The organism is Enterococcus sp. DIV1368f (assembly GCF_051712245.1).
GTDB lineage: Bacteria > Bacillota > Bacilli > Lactobacillales > Enterococcaceae > Enterococcus > Enterococcus faecalis.
The window spans coordinates 783,478-797,070 of the sequence record NZ_JBIOON010000001.1; the positions used below are offsets into that span (position 1 = coordinate 783,478).

Annotated in this window: 20 protein-coding genes and 1 tRNA gene; all 21 read left to right on the forward strand. The window is 35.4% G+C overall.

Translation table 11 applies throughout. The features are described from left to right. The first annotated feature begins 191 nt into the window (after window positions 1-191). Complete coding sequence (locus IGL07_RS03915) at window positions 192-398, forward strand: hypothetical protein (RefSeq protein ID WP_002366345.1); 207 nt, start codon at window positions 192-194, stop codon at window positions 396-398. Window positions 399-401: 3 nt separating this feature from the next. Beyond that, window positions 402-596 (forward strand): hypothetical protein, encoded by a 195-nt coding sequence (locus IGL07_RS03920; RefSeq protein ID WP_002366346.1) that lies wholly within the window; start codon window positions 402-404, stop codon window positions 594-596. Window positions 597-608: 12 nt separating this feature from the next. Further along, on the forward strand, window positions 609-833 hold the full coding sequence (locus IGL07_RS03925) for a hypothetical protein (protein ID WP_002366347.1): 225 nt from the start codon (window positions 609-611) through the stop codon (window positions 831-833). Window positions 834-885: 52 nt separating this feature from the next. Then, the gene (locus IGL07_RS03930; protein WP_002366348.1) at window positions 886-1,344 is read left to right on the forward strand and encodes a hypothetical protein; all 459 of its coding nucleotides are present in this window, start codon (window positions 886-888) and stop codon (window positions 1,342-1,344) included. A gap of 11 nt (window positions 1,345-1,355) precedes the next feature. Then, entirely contained in the window at window positions 1,356-1,859 is a 504-nt protein-coding gene (locus IGL07_RS03935) for a DUF1642 domain-containing protein (RefSeq protein WP_016617451.1), read from the forward strand. Window positions 1,860-2,475: 616 nt separating this feature from the next. Further along, window positions 2,476-2,997, forward strand: a complete 522-nt coding sequence (locus tag IGL07_RS03940) for an ArpU family phage packaging/lysis transcriptional regulator (protein WP_002410117.1) — start codon at window positions 2,476-2,478, stop codon at window positions 2,995-2,997. 376 nt (window positions 2,998-3,373) lie between these two features. Continuing rightward, window positions 3,374-3,445: transfer RNA gene (locus tag IGL07_RS03945), tRNA-Trp, on the forward strand. Window positions 3,446-3,811: 366 nt separating this feature from the next. Next, window positions 3,812-4,045: a hypothetical protein gene (locus tag IGL07_RS03950; protein ID WP_002363358.1), complete on the forward strand. Its 234-nt coding sequence runs from the start codon at window positions 3,812-3,814 to the stop codon at window positions 4,043-4,045. 2 nt (window positions 4,046-4,047) lie between these two features. Continuing rightward, window positions 4,048-5,382: a DNA methyltransferase gene (locus IGL07_RS03955; protein ID WP_002363359.1), complete on the forward strand. Its 1,335-nt coding sequence runs from the start codon at window positions 4,048-4,050 to the stop codon at window positions 5,380-5,382. Window positions 5,383-5,419: 37 nt separating this feature from the next. Continuing rightward, the gene (locus IGL07_RS03960) at window positions 5,420-5,611 is read left to right on the forward strand and encodes a hypothetical protein (RefSeq protein ID WP_002363360.1); all 192 of its coding nucleotides are present in this window, start codon (window positions 5,420-5,422) and stop codon (window positions 5,609-5,611) included. 136 nt (window positions 5,612-5,747) lie between these two features. Then, window positions 5,748-5,936 carry a hypothetical protein gene (locus IGL07_RS03965; protein ID WP_010784730.1) on the forward strand — a complete coding sequence of 63 codons (189 nt, stop codon included), beginning with the start codon at window positions 5,748-5,750 and terminating at the stop codon, window positions 5,934-5,936. 57 nt (window positions 5,937-5,993) lie between these two features. Next, a complete protein-coding gene (gene terS, locus IGL07_RS03970) occupies window positions 5,994-6,851 on the forward strand; it encodes a phage terminase small subunit (protein WP_002363362.1) in 858 nt (285 codons plus the stop codon). Then, window positions 6,829-8,121 carry a PBSX family phage terminase large subunit gene (locus IGL07_RS03975; RefSeq protein WP_101710969.1) on the forward strand — a complete coding sequence of 431 codons (1,293 nt, stop codon included), beginning with the start codon at window positions 6,829-6,831 and terminating at the stop codon, window positions 8,119-8,121. The genes terS and IGL07_RS03975 overlap by 23 nt, the downstream gene beginning before the upstream one ends. Further along, the gene (locus IGL07_RS03980; RefSeq protein WP_002363364.1) at window positions 8,121-9,605 is read left to right on the forward strand and encodes a phage portal protein; all 1,485 of its coding nucleotides are present in this window, start codon (window positions 8,121-8,123) and stop codon (window positions 9,603-9,605) included. Before IGL07_RS03975 ends, IGL07_RS03980 begins: the two co-directional genes overlap by 1 nt. Continuing rightward, window positions 9,598-10,524: a minor capsid protein gene (locus tag IGL07_RS03985; protein ID WP_002363365.1), complete on the forward strand. Its 927-nt coding sequence runs from the start codon at window positions 9,598-9,600 to the stop codon at window positions 10,522-10,524. Before IGL07_RS03980 ends, IGL07_RS03985 begins: the two co-directional genes overlap by 8 nt. 122 nt (window positions 10,525-10,646) lie before the next feature. Beyond that, a complete protein-coding gene (locus tag IGL07_RS03990) occupies window positions 10,647-11,282 on the forward strand; it encodes a DUF4355 domain-containing protein (RefSeq protein ID WP_010784606.1) in 636 nt (211 codons plus the stop codon). Window positions 11,283-11,294: 12 nt separating this feature from the next. Further along, window positions 11,295-12,191 carry a hypothetical protein gene (locus IGL07_RS03995; protein ID WP_002363368.1) on the forward strand — a complete coding sequence of 299 codons (897 nt, stop codon included), beginning with the start codon at window positions 11,295-11,297 and terminating at the stop codon, window positions 12,189-12,191. A gap of 70 nt (window positions 12,192-12,261) precedes the next feature. Next, window positions 12,262-12,594 carry a phage head-tail connector protein gene (locus IGL07_RS04000; protein WP_002363369.1) on the forward strand — a complete coding sequence of 111 codons (333 nt, stop codon included), beginning with the start codon at window positions 12,262-12,264 and terminating at the stop codon, window positions 12,592-12,594. Then, window positions 12,591-12,866 (forward strand): hypothetical protein, encoded by a 276-nt coding sequence (locus IGL07_RS04005; protein WP_002363371.1) that lies wholly within the window; start codon window positions 12,591-12,593, stop codon window positions 12,864-12,866. The genes IGL07_RS04000 and IGL07_RS04005 overlap by 4 nt, the downstream gene beginning before the upstream one ends. After that, complete coding sequence (locus IGL07_RS04010; protein ID WP_002363372.1) at window positions 12,863-13,201, forward strand: HK97-gp10 family putative phage morphogenesis protein; 339 nt, start codon at window positions 12,863-12,865, stop codon at window positions 13,199-13,201. Before IGL07_RS04005 ends, IGL07_RS04010 begins: the two co-directional genes overlap by 4 nt. Continuing rightward, on the forward strand, window positions 13,198-13,590 hold the full coding sequence (gene gp17, locus IGL07_RS04015) for a tail completion protein gp17 (protein WP_002363373.1): 393 nt from the start codon (window positions 13,198-13,200) through the stop codon (window positions 13,588-13,590). Before IGL07_RS04010 ends, gp17 begins: the two co-directional genes overlap by 4 nt. Window positions 13,591-13,593 lie beyond the last annotated feature (3 nt).

Sequence of the window (13,593 nt, forward strand, 5' to 3'; positions counted from 1 at the left end):
ACCAGAACAGCTGTCATTATTTTAGAAGTGGATCCAAGAAGGCAAAGTGCAAAATCAGTGCGTGTTTTTGTCTGTTTTACGTTTCTTTATGGCTGGAAGGCTAAACCATAGAAGCAGAGCTGCAGGGAAAAATAGCAAGAAAACGTCTAAACTGATTTTATGTAATAAAAAGGCACCAGCGGAGGCTAATTATGAAATTAATCTATGTTTTAACTGGAAAAGAAGAAAATAAAAACTATGTAAAAAAATTTGTTGGAAATTATTGCAGTTTTGGACCTAAAGAGGATGCAAAAGCATTTACTAGTGAAGAAGCTGAACAGATGAGAAGACTGTTAGAGAATAGTGTAGGCAATGCGTTTGTTATTGATGATGACAGAGTATTATCACAAGGAGGATAAAAAATGGATGCATTAGAAGTATTACAAAAAATTCAAGAGTTAAAGGAAATATACGGTGACATTGAAGTTATGGTGAAATCGAATAGTGAAGGCAATGAATTTTTTAAGAAAATAATTGACGTTGATTTGCAAGCTGGAATGATTGACGAAGAAGGCGAATTTATTGATGAGAGAGTCATTTTAATTATTTGTGAGTAGGAGAGAAAGTGAATGATCTATATAAAAAATTTTATCCATGATTTTGATTCTTCAACAATTACCTTTGAAGTAGAACGTGAAGGGGTCACGAATCATGTAGAAACTAGAGATACTGGTTATGGAACGACTTATACAGATATTAATGATTTTACTGAAGATTGGCCAGATTCTGAATACAATCAATTAGAAGAGTTTTTAAACGGTTGTCAAGAAATAGTGCATTCATTTTATCGTTGAAAGATTATATCGTAGGTGTTGAAATTATTGATTTTGTAGAGGAGGAAGAAAAATGATTCCCAAAATAGAAGTATGGTTGCACGATAATTCTGTTGGTTATCCTAGATGGTTTGAAATAGATTCAATTGATTATCTTGATAATACGTTTGATATAGTAGATGAATTTGGAAATCCGCATGAGTTTTCTGGTAAAGGTCGTTTATTTAGAGTAAAAACTGAGGAGGAAAAACACATGAAATTTTACGAAATTAAAGAACCTTATTTTGCATTAATCGTTGCTGAGGATGAAAAACAATGTTTAAAACTTTACAAGGATATTTTTTGCGATGTAGAGGACGAAAAAGAGTTTTTGGATGATATGAAAACAATTGATAAATACGAAGCGTTCAAAATGCTTGCTAAAAGTCGTATTGAAGATGGTGGAGAATTGGGTGCAGAAGAAGCTTTAAATCAGTTAGAAAATCTTGAAACAAATGGCGAAGTATTGCTGATTGATAGCGGTTTGTTGTAGGAGGATCAGCGATGAATAAACAAGAATTGATTGAAGAGTTAGAATGTTTAGAAGTTCCTACAAACAGCCTTGATTATTTGAAAGGTGCTGACTATGCCAACGAAAGAGCAATTAGCTTAGCAAAACAACTAGACGAACCGAAAAAAGTTATATTACCTAAAACTGCTGATGATTTTATTGAAGAAAGTTTAGGAATGGGTTCTGATAAAGTTGATATTATCAGTTCCGCAGATTCTTTCTTAAGAGCAATGCCCGATGATGAATTTTCTTTGTGGTTTAAGTCGAACAGAGATTTATTTGTTAATGCATTAGCTAACGGTTACGAAGTCGAGAAGGAACCATTATATCATGTTTTATTACCAGACAAAGGGGCGACCAACATAGGATATACTTTTTTAAATTTAGCGGGAACAATTGATTTTACGATATGTAAGGAAAAGGTGGATACGTTAACAGAAAATCAAATCAAAGCAATTGATGAGCGCTATTGGCCGTTTGCTGTGAAGGTGGAGTAAGAATAGATGAAAGATAAGAAATTTTCACCTCTAACAATTATTTGTGTGATTATAGGCATATGCTGGGTTGTCTCAATTGTGGGAATCGGATATTTTATTTCACATCCAGAACTAATTGGACACTGGTTTAGTCGTTTAATAAGTGGGTTTAAATAGTTTTGAAACCAATGTATTTTAGTTTTTACAATCGATAGTATAAAAAACTACCTAGTTTCCGCTAGGTAGTTCTGTAAGAAATAATATTAAGTTTATTTTTTATAGTATTTTTATACCAAACCCATTATAAAAAATCAAGTATAAAAAAGCCAACCGACCACTGGTTGACTAAGAAGAATATTTTACCAGAAAAGTGGTAGCTTGTGATATGTGAGGTTACTTTACCCCAAACATTGGTCACAATAAAAATATTTTATCATAAATAGAAAAACTCAACTAGTTTTTTCTAGTCGAGTTTTCCAGATGACATCACTCAAGATGAATTGAGTTGTTTATATTATATCATGATGAAATAAGGAAATTCAATAAGAGTAAATAAAAAAAGCCGGATTGCTCCGACTGTGAGTAATGTTTTCGACATAGTTATTATACCACAAATCGCAAACGGAGGAATCATAACATGGTACTTTTTGATGTAAAAAAATATCAAATTCCTAATCCAGAAGAAATCGATATGAAAGCGACAAGAAAGAATTTTGAAACCTTTATGACAGCCTATGGTTCTGTTCGAGAAAAAGTTGGAAAAAATAGATTACCAAAAATCACTCAATCATTTAGTTTGATTCCTTCCACAACAAATAAAGAGTATTCAAGTGATGCTGAACGCTTTATGATAGAACGAGAAGAATATATGGATGAATATAAAGAATTAGAGGAACTATTTTCATTAGGTTATTTAGCAATTTGTAATCCTTTAAAAAATGGTGGTACTAATCGAAGAAGGCAAATTTTTATGCTTCGCTATGTTCATGGTATAGCTGTACAAGATATAGCGGAAAGCAAGTATCTTAGTAAAACAACAGTTGTTGAAGAGAGCCGTTTAGCATTGATTCAATTTTGCAAAGAAACAGAATTATTAATTTATAACGATGAAACAAAGCCTCTTATTGATGAGAAGAAAACTCTTGATTCTGAAAAATAAAATTTTTGGTCTTTTTCTGACTTTTTCCGACGCAAAATGGTCGAGCAATATTGTATTATAGTAGTGTCGAAAGATAAGGAGACGAGGTAAGGCATGCATTACCTATCTTAGCTCCGTTTCCCTTATCTTTTATAGCTACTTATGAAAAATAAAGAATAAGGATGTGGAAAGTCCAGTTCTTTCTGTCTCGTTTAGTCATAGGTAGCAAATATTGCAATAAACTTGGCATGAAGCTTACACGTAGACGTACGCCGAAAGCACTTGTCAAGATAGCGCTATGTAGTTTGCAATGATCACTCACAAATCAGATGTTCTCAAACTAAAAGAAATGGGGTGTAATTCCTCTCTCTTTTTTCTACAGGTTTGTGAGTGTTAATGGGATATAGCTTAACTGGTAGAGCAGCGGTCTCCAAAACCGTCGGTATAGGTTCGAGTCCTATTGTTCCAGTAGGTAGCATAGCTACTTAAATAAAAGAATCGTCAATAAATGTTTCTTACTTTAACGATCGGTTCACCTCCTTTCAGAATTAGCCAGCCTGCGGAAACAGGATAAAGTGGCTAGCAACCTAGTATTGTTAAATAAGTGTTAGATTGGCTAGGCAGTCTAATATAAATCTTTAGACTACTCAATAAAAATGAGTGGTCTTTTTTGTGTACATAAAAAAGCCACTAGACTATGGGATCTAGTGGCTAGGTAGCATTCGTGCACAATTTTTGTTGATTGCTATTTACAAAAAGGAGTTGCTACCCATAAATAGTATAGCAAGAAGTGATTTATTGAATCAAGTACATAAAACAACTAGGAGAGAAAAATATGAAAAGCTATTGGTATGTATCGCTAACACATAAATATCCACAGTCGAACCGCTCAACTATTTCGATGCGTGTTGTAATGTCTGTGCAGATAAAAAAGAATGCTTCAATTGTTGAAATGACGAGAGAAGCTACACCAAAGGAAATTGATGCGTGCAAGCTAGTTTATTGTGGGCATGGCTATTTTGATGAAAAGAACATTCAAGACAACATTAAGCGAAACATGAGGGATTAGATATGAATATTGAAAAGATGAAGTTATCAGAACTACGTCCTGCTGACTACAATCCAAGGGTTGAATTAAAGTCGGGCATGGAAGAATATGAGAAGCTTAAACAATCCATTTTGGAATTTGGCTTTGTTGATCCACCAATTTTTAATAAAAGAACAGGAAATTTAGTTGGTGGCCATCAGCGTGTATCGGTAGCAAAAGATTTAGGAATTGGCGAAATTGAAGTATCCATTGTAGATTTACCTATCGAAAAAGAAAAAGCTTTAAATATAGCTTTAAATAAGATTTCTGGCCAGTGGGATGAAGATAAATTAGTTGAGTTATTGGAAGAGCTTAACACAGATGAATTACCTCTAACAGGCTTCAATCAAGAAGAATTAGATGAGCTGTTAGCTGATATGAACAAATTTGAAACTACAGCCGATAGGGTAAAGGCAAATCCAACAAATACCAGTTTATTTGATTCTTTCTTGTTTCCGCCATTTTCTTATCTTGATACAAAAACTAAGCGTTGGTTAGATCGTAAACGCCAATGGAAAGAGCTAGGTATTAAGAGTGAGCTTGGCCGTGAAAATAATTTGGTATTCAATCCTAGCATGCAAGCGCCAGGACTAGAAGGAACATCTATTTTTGACCCTGTTCTATGCGAATTAGGGTATCGTTGGTTTACACCTAAAACAGAAAGCAATATTTTTGATCCATTCGCTGGTGGTTCTGTGCGTGGAATAGTAGCAAAAGTTCTTGGCCATAATTACACAGGTATTGATTTGAGAGCAGAACAAGTAAGTGCAAACTATGCTAATGCTCGAGAAATTGGTTTGAGTGATATTAATTGGATTTGTGATGATAGCTTGAATATAGACCATCATATTGAAGATGAAAGTCAAGATTTGTTATTTACATGTCCGCCGTATGCAGACCTTGAAGTTTATTCAGACGATGAACGAGACATTAGTAATATGTCCTATGAAGAATTTGCAGAAGTATATAGTGAAATATTAAAACGTTCTGCTAGAAAGCTAAAAGATAATCGCTTCGCAGTAGTCACCATTTCTGATGTCAGAGATAAAAAAGGCTTTTATCAAGATTTAACAGGTTTGACTAAGAGAGCATTTAGCAAGGAAGGTTTATATTTCTATAATGACATGATTTTGTTAAACGCAGTTGGCTCGGGTTCACTAAGAGCTAGACGTTTGATGAACAATAGAAAAGTAACTAGAATGCATCAAAATGTATTAGTCTTTTATAAAGGAAATCCGAAAAACATTAATCAACATTTCGAAGTTTTAGAAACATTAGATGATGAACTAGAAAATCTCGTAAATGGACTGGACGAATAAAAAGCAATCGTTTATGCTCTGCATGAGGTGAAGGGTAATGACAAATAAAGAATTAAAAAGCATAGCGGAAAACGCTAGAAGCCTATATAGAAGTAATCTAATTACTAGAGAAGAAGCAAAAGAACGTATCGAACCATTTATTGAAGCGTACAACAAAAAATCAATTGAGATTGCTAAGAAGTTTAACCAGAAACCGAAAACAATCTCTTTCGTTTCCTTTTTACGATAAAAAAAGAAGCCGAGTGCGCTAACACTCGACTACTTCAACGAGATACGAATACCCCGAAGACACAGAAGCTGGCATGCATGCTCAAAAGGAAGTTCTGTGTCTTTTAGCATTATATAATAGTGCGAGGTATTCTACAATGGAAACATTTGATTATGAAGTTCAACAAGCTTTAGAAAAGCAAAAGGTTGCAGAAGAAAACAACAAGATTATCAGGGCTGCAAAGGCTCAATGGATAAGCAACTTTAAAGCGGGTCAGATCAAATTGAATACAGTTAAGGACCTAAAAGACTTAATTGAAATTGAAAGTCAGTTAAAAGAATTATGATTGTAAATATCGAAAACAAAACTTAACTTAAAAAGAATGCGAGGTGGTGTGTATTGAATGGCAAGGAAACGTGATCCAAGACGTGACAAAGCTAAAAAGATTTGGCTAGAATCCAACGGAGAGAAGCAATTAAAGGAAATTGCTTCTGAGTTAAATGTTTCAGATTCTCAAATTAGAAAATGGAAATCGATTGATAAATGGAGTGCTGAATTGAAAGGTAATGTTACCAATGCAAAAGGTAACGTTACTAATCGGGGAGGCGCTCCTTTTGGTAATCAGAACGCAGTAGGCAACAAAGGTAATAGCCGAGCCTCGCCACCACTTGGTAATAAGAACGCTATTAAAACAGGCGAATACGAAACAATATTTGCCGATATGTTATCTGATGAAGAAAAGGACATCTATTCTAATCTGAATGATGATCCTTTTTTTATTTTGAATGATGAGATTCGCTTATTAAAGGTACGGCAGTTTAGAATGATGAAACGTATCAAAGAAGCTGAAAAAGGACTAAATGATGAAGAAGTTGAACGGTTACAACAGCTAAGGAAAATTAAAACACCAGTTGAAAAAGACGGTAGAAAGCTAGAAATAAAACGTGAAGTTATGCAAGACGTTCAAGTAACTCGTAAAACATTTAGAAAGTTAGATGACATCTTAGCTATTGAAGATTCGTTGACTCGTGTTAGTAATCAATTAACTAAGTCAATTAAGCAACTGAACGAATTATCATTGAGTCAAGACAAGAAAGTCATGCTTAATCGTCAAAACGAAAAACTTGCTGCTGAAATTCGGCGACTCAAAATTCAGAATGGTGACGATATTCCAGAAGTTGAAGATGATGGGTTTATTGCAGCTATCAATAATATAGTTAATGATAATGAGGTGTGGAATGATGACAATATCGAAACGTAAAACATCTGTTGTTTTCAAATTCACATCGTTTTCTAAAAAGCAGAAGCAAGTTTTATCTTGGTGGAAACATCCCAAGTATAAAGATAAAGAAGCTATTATTTGTGATGGGTCTGTTCGTGCTGGTAAAACAGTTATTATGTCGCTATCTTACATCTTTTGGGCAATGGAAAGCTATGATGAAGAGCAATTCGGAATGGCTGGTAAAACAATTGGTTCATTAAGGCGTAACGTTATACGGCCATTAAAAAAGATGCTTAGGGGTCGTGGCTATGCTGTTAAAGACAATCGAACAGATAATATCCTTGAAATAACTAAAAATAATAAAACAAATTATTTCTTTTTATTTGGTGGTAAAGATGAAGCTTCGCAAGATTTGGTGCAAGGTCTAACTGCAGCTGGATTTTTCTTTGATGAAGTGGCGCTTATGCCACAATCATTTGTAAACCAAGCAACAGCACGTTTATCTGTAGATGGTGCTAAATCATGGTTTAACTGTAATCCTGCTGGACCTCATCATTGGTTCAAACTTGAATGGTTAGACAAACTAACAGAAAAGCATGCTATTCGCATTCACTTTACTATGGAAGATAATCCTTCGCTTAGTGAAAGAGTAATTAATCGTTACAAACGAATGTATTCAGGAGTTTTTTATGACAGGTATATTCGTGGATTATGGGTATTATCTGAAGGAATTATTTTTGACAACTTTGATGCGGAAACGATGGTAAAAGAACCTCCCAAAAACGCTATAGCTAGTCAATATTACGTATCTATAGACTATGGAACTCAAAATGCTACAGTCTTTTTGTTATGGGCTAAATACGAAGAAAATTGGTATTGCATTGATGAGTATTATTACTCTGGTCGTGATGAATCAAAACAAAAAAGTGATGATAAATATTTGAAAGACCTGAATTATTTTGTAGAAGGAAAAAAAGTTAAAATTATTGTGGATCCGTCAGCAGCTTCGTTTATTGCATTACTTAGAGAGAATGGATACAAAGTTATAAAAGCCAAAAATAATGTTATTGACGGCATTCGTGCAACTCAAACAGCAATGAATGAAGGAAAGATTTATTTTTCTAGTAACTGTAAAAATTTATTTGCAGAATTTGCATCATATATTTGGGATGAAAAAGCGGCAGATAGAGGCGAAGACAAGCCTATAAAACAACACGATCACGCGTGTGATGCGCTAAGATACTTTGTTTACACCATTTTAAATAAATCACGAGGAATTAAGCTACAGAGCGTGAAGGGGGTTATTTAATGATAGAAAAAGTAAGTAGACCAAATACTGAAAGTAAAATACGTGAATTCGTTGACCTTTTAGGAAATCGTGTCTTTTATTGTGATAAAAACGCAAAGATTGACGAACGCTTGGTGGATAAATACATCAATAAGCATCGGAAATTAATTGGGTTTTACGAAGAATTAGAAAAGCTCTACAACGGTCAACATGATATTTATTATCAAAAAAATAAAGGAATTGGAAAACCTGACCATCGAATTGCAGTCAACTTTGCCCGTTATGTTGTAGATAGTTCTGCAGCTTTCTTTAACGGTAAACCAACAAAGATTACTCATCCAGATGGTGAGGTAAAAGAATTTGTTCAAAATTTCCGTAAACGAAATGAGGAAGAAGACAACGATGCAGAGCTTTCTAAGCTAACTGCTATTTATGGGCATGCTTATAAGCTTTTATATCAAAACGAAGAAGCAGAAACGTGCGTGACTTATTTAAAACCTACGCAAGGATTCATTGTTTACGCAGATGACTTATTAAAAGCGCCTATGTTTGCGGTTCTTTACAACAAAATGACAAAGGACGAGCTAACAGCAACTGTTTATCCACAAAATAGCACAGAAACGTTTATTTTTACACAAGACAAGACTTCTAAACGATTGGAAACTAAGAGAGGACCAACCGTTTTTCAGAAAGCCTTGTCTTATTTATTAGGTGGAAAAGAGGCAATCGCTAATCCGTACGGTGAAGTGCCTATGATTGAGTTTATGGAAAATGACGAACGACAAGGACGCATTGAGTCTGTGTGGTCGCTGATTAATAATTACAATGAAGCTCTATCAGAAAAAGCGAACGACGTGAGTTATTTTGCGGATGCCTACTTAAAAATGATAGGGGTAGATTTAGCTGACGAAAACGTCGCTTCCTATTTACGTGATAACCGAGTGATTAACAGCGCCGAGCCTTTAAATGAAGGCGAATCGGTAGATATTAATTTTTTAGATAAACCTAGTTCAGATACAACACAAGAAAATCTATTAGACCGATTAGAGCGGTTAATTTATCAAATGTCTATGACTTATAATGCAAACGATGAAAGTTTTAGCAATAACGCTTCTGGGATTTCGCTAGAATTTAAAATGCAAAATCCTAGGAATTTAGCACAAGCGAAAGCTAGGAAGTTTAAAAAAGCATATGCGCAAATGTACAAAATGATTTTTTCATTGCCTACGAATGTACCTGCTAATAAAGCTAAGGAATGGTTTAATTTAGAATACACTTTTGACTTTAATATTCCGCGCAATATTAAAGACGAAGCGGAAACTGCACAAAAACTTGAAGGGATTGTTTCAAGAGAAACGCAATTAGGCGTATTATCGATTGTTCCTGACGTAACTCAAGAAATGGAACGTATAAAGGACGAAGAAACGGAAGAACGTTTAAATCCACAAGTTGATTTCGGTAAATTTACTCGAAATACGGAAGAAGTGACCGAAGAACATGAGTAATTATTGGGCGGAACGAGAAGCAAAACATATCGAAGAAATGCTGAAACGACATGTGAATTACGAACAAGAAATTCATAGACGGTATTTACAGTTATGGAAAACGATAGAAGCAGAAATTCAACAGTTTTACGTCGCTTATGCAGGGAAAGAGAAGATTAGCATTGATGAAGCGAAACGACGTGCAAGTAAACATGACGTACAAATTTTCGCGGAAAAAGCGAAACGTTATGTACAAACAAGAGATTTTTCAAAAGAAGCTAACGAGCAATTAAGGTTATACAATTTAACGATGAAGGTTAATCGTTTAGAGCTTTTAAAATCGAAAATAGGTTTGTATTTAACAGACAACACTAATCAGCTACAGACCTATTTTACAGCAATGTTAACAGAGGAATCTGTAGCGGAGTTTGTACGACAAGCGGGGATATTAGGCGAGTCTGTTCTTTCCGAAGAAACTTATCGATTGTTTGCTAAAGCGATTATTGAGGGGTCGTTTCATAACACGACATTTTCTCAACGTTTGTGGGCAAACCAAGATGTTTTGAAAGCGAGTATCGATCGCTTATTAACAGTTGGGTTAGTAGCAGGCAAGCATCCAGATATTCTAGCTAGGGAATTACGCAAATTAGTTGTGATTGACAGCTTGCGAGGAAAGGAAACGGCTGATTATGTCGCACGTCGACTAATGATTAGTGAATCCGCAAGAATACAAAGTGAAGTACAAAAGCAAAGCTACGAAAAATATGGGTATGAAGAATACAACCTAATTGTAGAACCAAGCGCTTGTCCTATTTGTGTAGGAATAGCAAGTGCAAATCCACATAAGGTTTCTGAAATGAGTCCAGGAATCAACGCAAGTCCCATTCACAACTGGTGTCGGTGTAGTACTGCACCTGCTTATAAAGACAAAAAGTTCTAGCGAAAGTTAGGCTTTTTTTATTTGCCTTCTTACTGCTTACAGGCGTTAAAGAGAAAGCTGTTTCGATTGATAGGCGTAACCTATTAATTTCGATTAGCCACGTAATGGTTGGAGGTTTTAACATGAACGAAGAAAAACACTTATTATTACCGATGGATTTACAATTTTTTGCAGATGAGCCAAATTCTGATGAGCCAAACTCTGACAATTCAAACGAATCTGGGAATTCATCGACAAAGAATTCTCAAAATCCCAAAAATGAAAATCCAGACGGAAAAGAAACTGGAAAGACTTTTACCCGTGAAGATGTATCAAAAATGATTGCAGCAGAAACTAAGAAAGCAGTGGAGCAAGCAAAATCTGATTGGGAAAAGCAAAAATCTTACGAGCAAATGACTGCGGAAGAACGTGTTAAGGCGAAAGAACAAGAAGCCGCTGACAAAGAAGCACTAGCGGAAAAACGAGAAATGGAAGCCCAAGCCCGACTCGACCGTTTAACGCGTGCCGAATCTGTTCGTAATGATTTATCCGAGAATGGTCTTTCCGACTACGTAAGTGCTGCACAAGCCGATTTATTGCTTGTGAAAGATACGGACGAGGATACAAAGAAAGCTGTAGATGAATTAAAACAAATTATTTCAAAAGCTAGAGATGGTATCCAAAAAGAATTGCTGAAAGGTCAAACTGTAAACGTTGCTACAGCAACAAAAGAGACCGATTGGCGCAGCAATTTGACTAAAAATTTAGAAAAGAAATAGGAGATGAAAATTATGCCAGTTATTTTAGATAGCAAAGATTTAAAAGCAATTGACAAAGAATTTGCCGCAGGCTCTCAGGTTTGGGATTTATTGAAAGGTGGAGCTGCTGCAGTAACTGAAGCGGATTTTGTAGGCGCAAAAGAAGTCCGCATCAACAAAATGAAAGGTTTTACTGCTAGTGATTATAAACGTAACGAAGACAATAAACGTTCTAAAATTGATGTGGCAAAAGAAACGTTTAAACTAGAGAAAGAGCGTTGGTTTGGTTATGACTTAGACACATTAGATCAATCAGAAAATGCTTCCTACGAAGTTCAAGCGCTTGTGGAAGAGCATACTCGTTTAATTGCGATTCCTGAAAAAGATCGAACTGCTGTACAACGCTTATTAGAAGCGGCATTTGCTGAGGCTGCGGATGATGATAGCGAAGGAAAATACGTTGGAAAAACGGTAAAAGAAACCATTACTACAGAAAACTCTTTAGCTTCTTATGACGCAGCAGAAGCGTATATGACAGATGCAGAAATTGTCGGTCCGTTTATTATGTTTGCATCCACTGACTACTATTCAGCATTAAAAAATGCAAAAGGTGTTTCAAAAACATTTACTACGAACGAGCAACAAATTTCAGGTATTAACCGTAAAGTTGCGCAGTTAGACGGTTCCGATACTATTATTCAAAAAGTTGCAAAATCTCGTTTACAGGTAGATTCTACGAAGAAAATTAATTATATTCTTGTGCCTTTGATGGTTTGTTCGCCAGTTGAAAAATACAACTCTATTGATCTAATTCCAGCTTCACAAGATCGTGACGGCTACAGAGATACCATCAAAGGATTAAACTATTATGATGCTATCGTAACTGAAAAAGCTCGTCCTGCCATTTACGTTTCTTACGATTCAAAGTAAGCGCCCCGACCGTTAAAAAGGTAACACCAACGGCAGATGGGGCAGTTGTTGAAGCAGAGTAGGTGAAAAAATGACTCTTTCAGATTATCGCGTACTACTGGATATTTCAGAGGATACCTACGAAAAAGATAAGGCAAAAATTATCAAAATCTGGGACATTACTGAAAAACAGCTGCGAGTAAAATTGAAAGCTGATAAAATACCAGAAAAATTGGACTATATTGTTCCGTCAATTGTAGTGAAACGATATAACCGTTTAGGTTTTGAAGGCATGGAACAACACTCTCAATCAGAAGAAACAATCTCTTATAATTTGGATGACTTCGGGGAATTTCAAGATGAGATTAACGATTATCTTGAAGAACAAGGCTTGATTCGTAAAAGGAAGGTGTCCTTTTTATGAGAACATGTATTGATTACTACAACAAAAAACACGTGCTAATTTCGGAAAAACTGATAGGTAATGTAACCGAAGTCGGAACGGAAAAACAAATGACCATTTTCCCTAACATAAAGGAGCAGATGGTCATTTTTCGTTTTAGAGACCGCCTAGCTATTCGTTCAGGATTTCTTGAATACTACGACGAAGAAGAACAAAAAAATCGAAAATTTACCGTTGTTAAAAATTTGCGTGTTAGCAAAGGAACTTCGGTTTATGGAAGCGAATATCGATGACTTACCGAGTAGATATTTCAGGATTGGATGATTTAATCGAAGCGATTGAAGAAGCGAAAAAGCTAGACGATGTAAAAGAGGTCGTCAAAAATGATACTGCTTATATGGCAAATCAAATTGCAGAAGAAACACCAGTCAGAAGTGGATACTTAAAACGAAGTGAGACACCTTCTATTAAAGATGACGGAATGACTGGCGAAGTTGAAGCGATGGCTGACTATTCAGCATATGTAGAATATGGAACGCGTTATATGTACGGACGTTTCTATATGAAAAAAGGGCATACAGCAGCAGCTAAAAGATTTCTTGATAATATGGAGGCGTTAGTAAAATGACCTTTAAAGACCCGTATTCAGAACTTTACGAAGCGTTATTTGTCACTTTGGAGCAAACAGGCTATGAAACCTATGGGCATTTGCCAGATGACGACGCTTCTTACCCGTTTGTTTTCTTAGGCGAACAATGGTCTAAGGATAGACAAACAAAAACAAGAACGTTAGGTTCAACAAATATTATGATTCATGTTTATGATCATGACGACAAACGTCGAGAATTAAATCAAGTATTAGCCGATGTGCGAAAAATCGTTCATGAATTGCATCAGACTAAGAACTTTAATTGGTTAGTGACAGAAAGTAGCACAGAAGTAATTTATGAAAATACAACCAATTTTGGTACGAGCCTTGCACACGGTGTACTTGACATCACGTTAGAATTTGAATAAGAA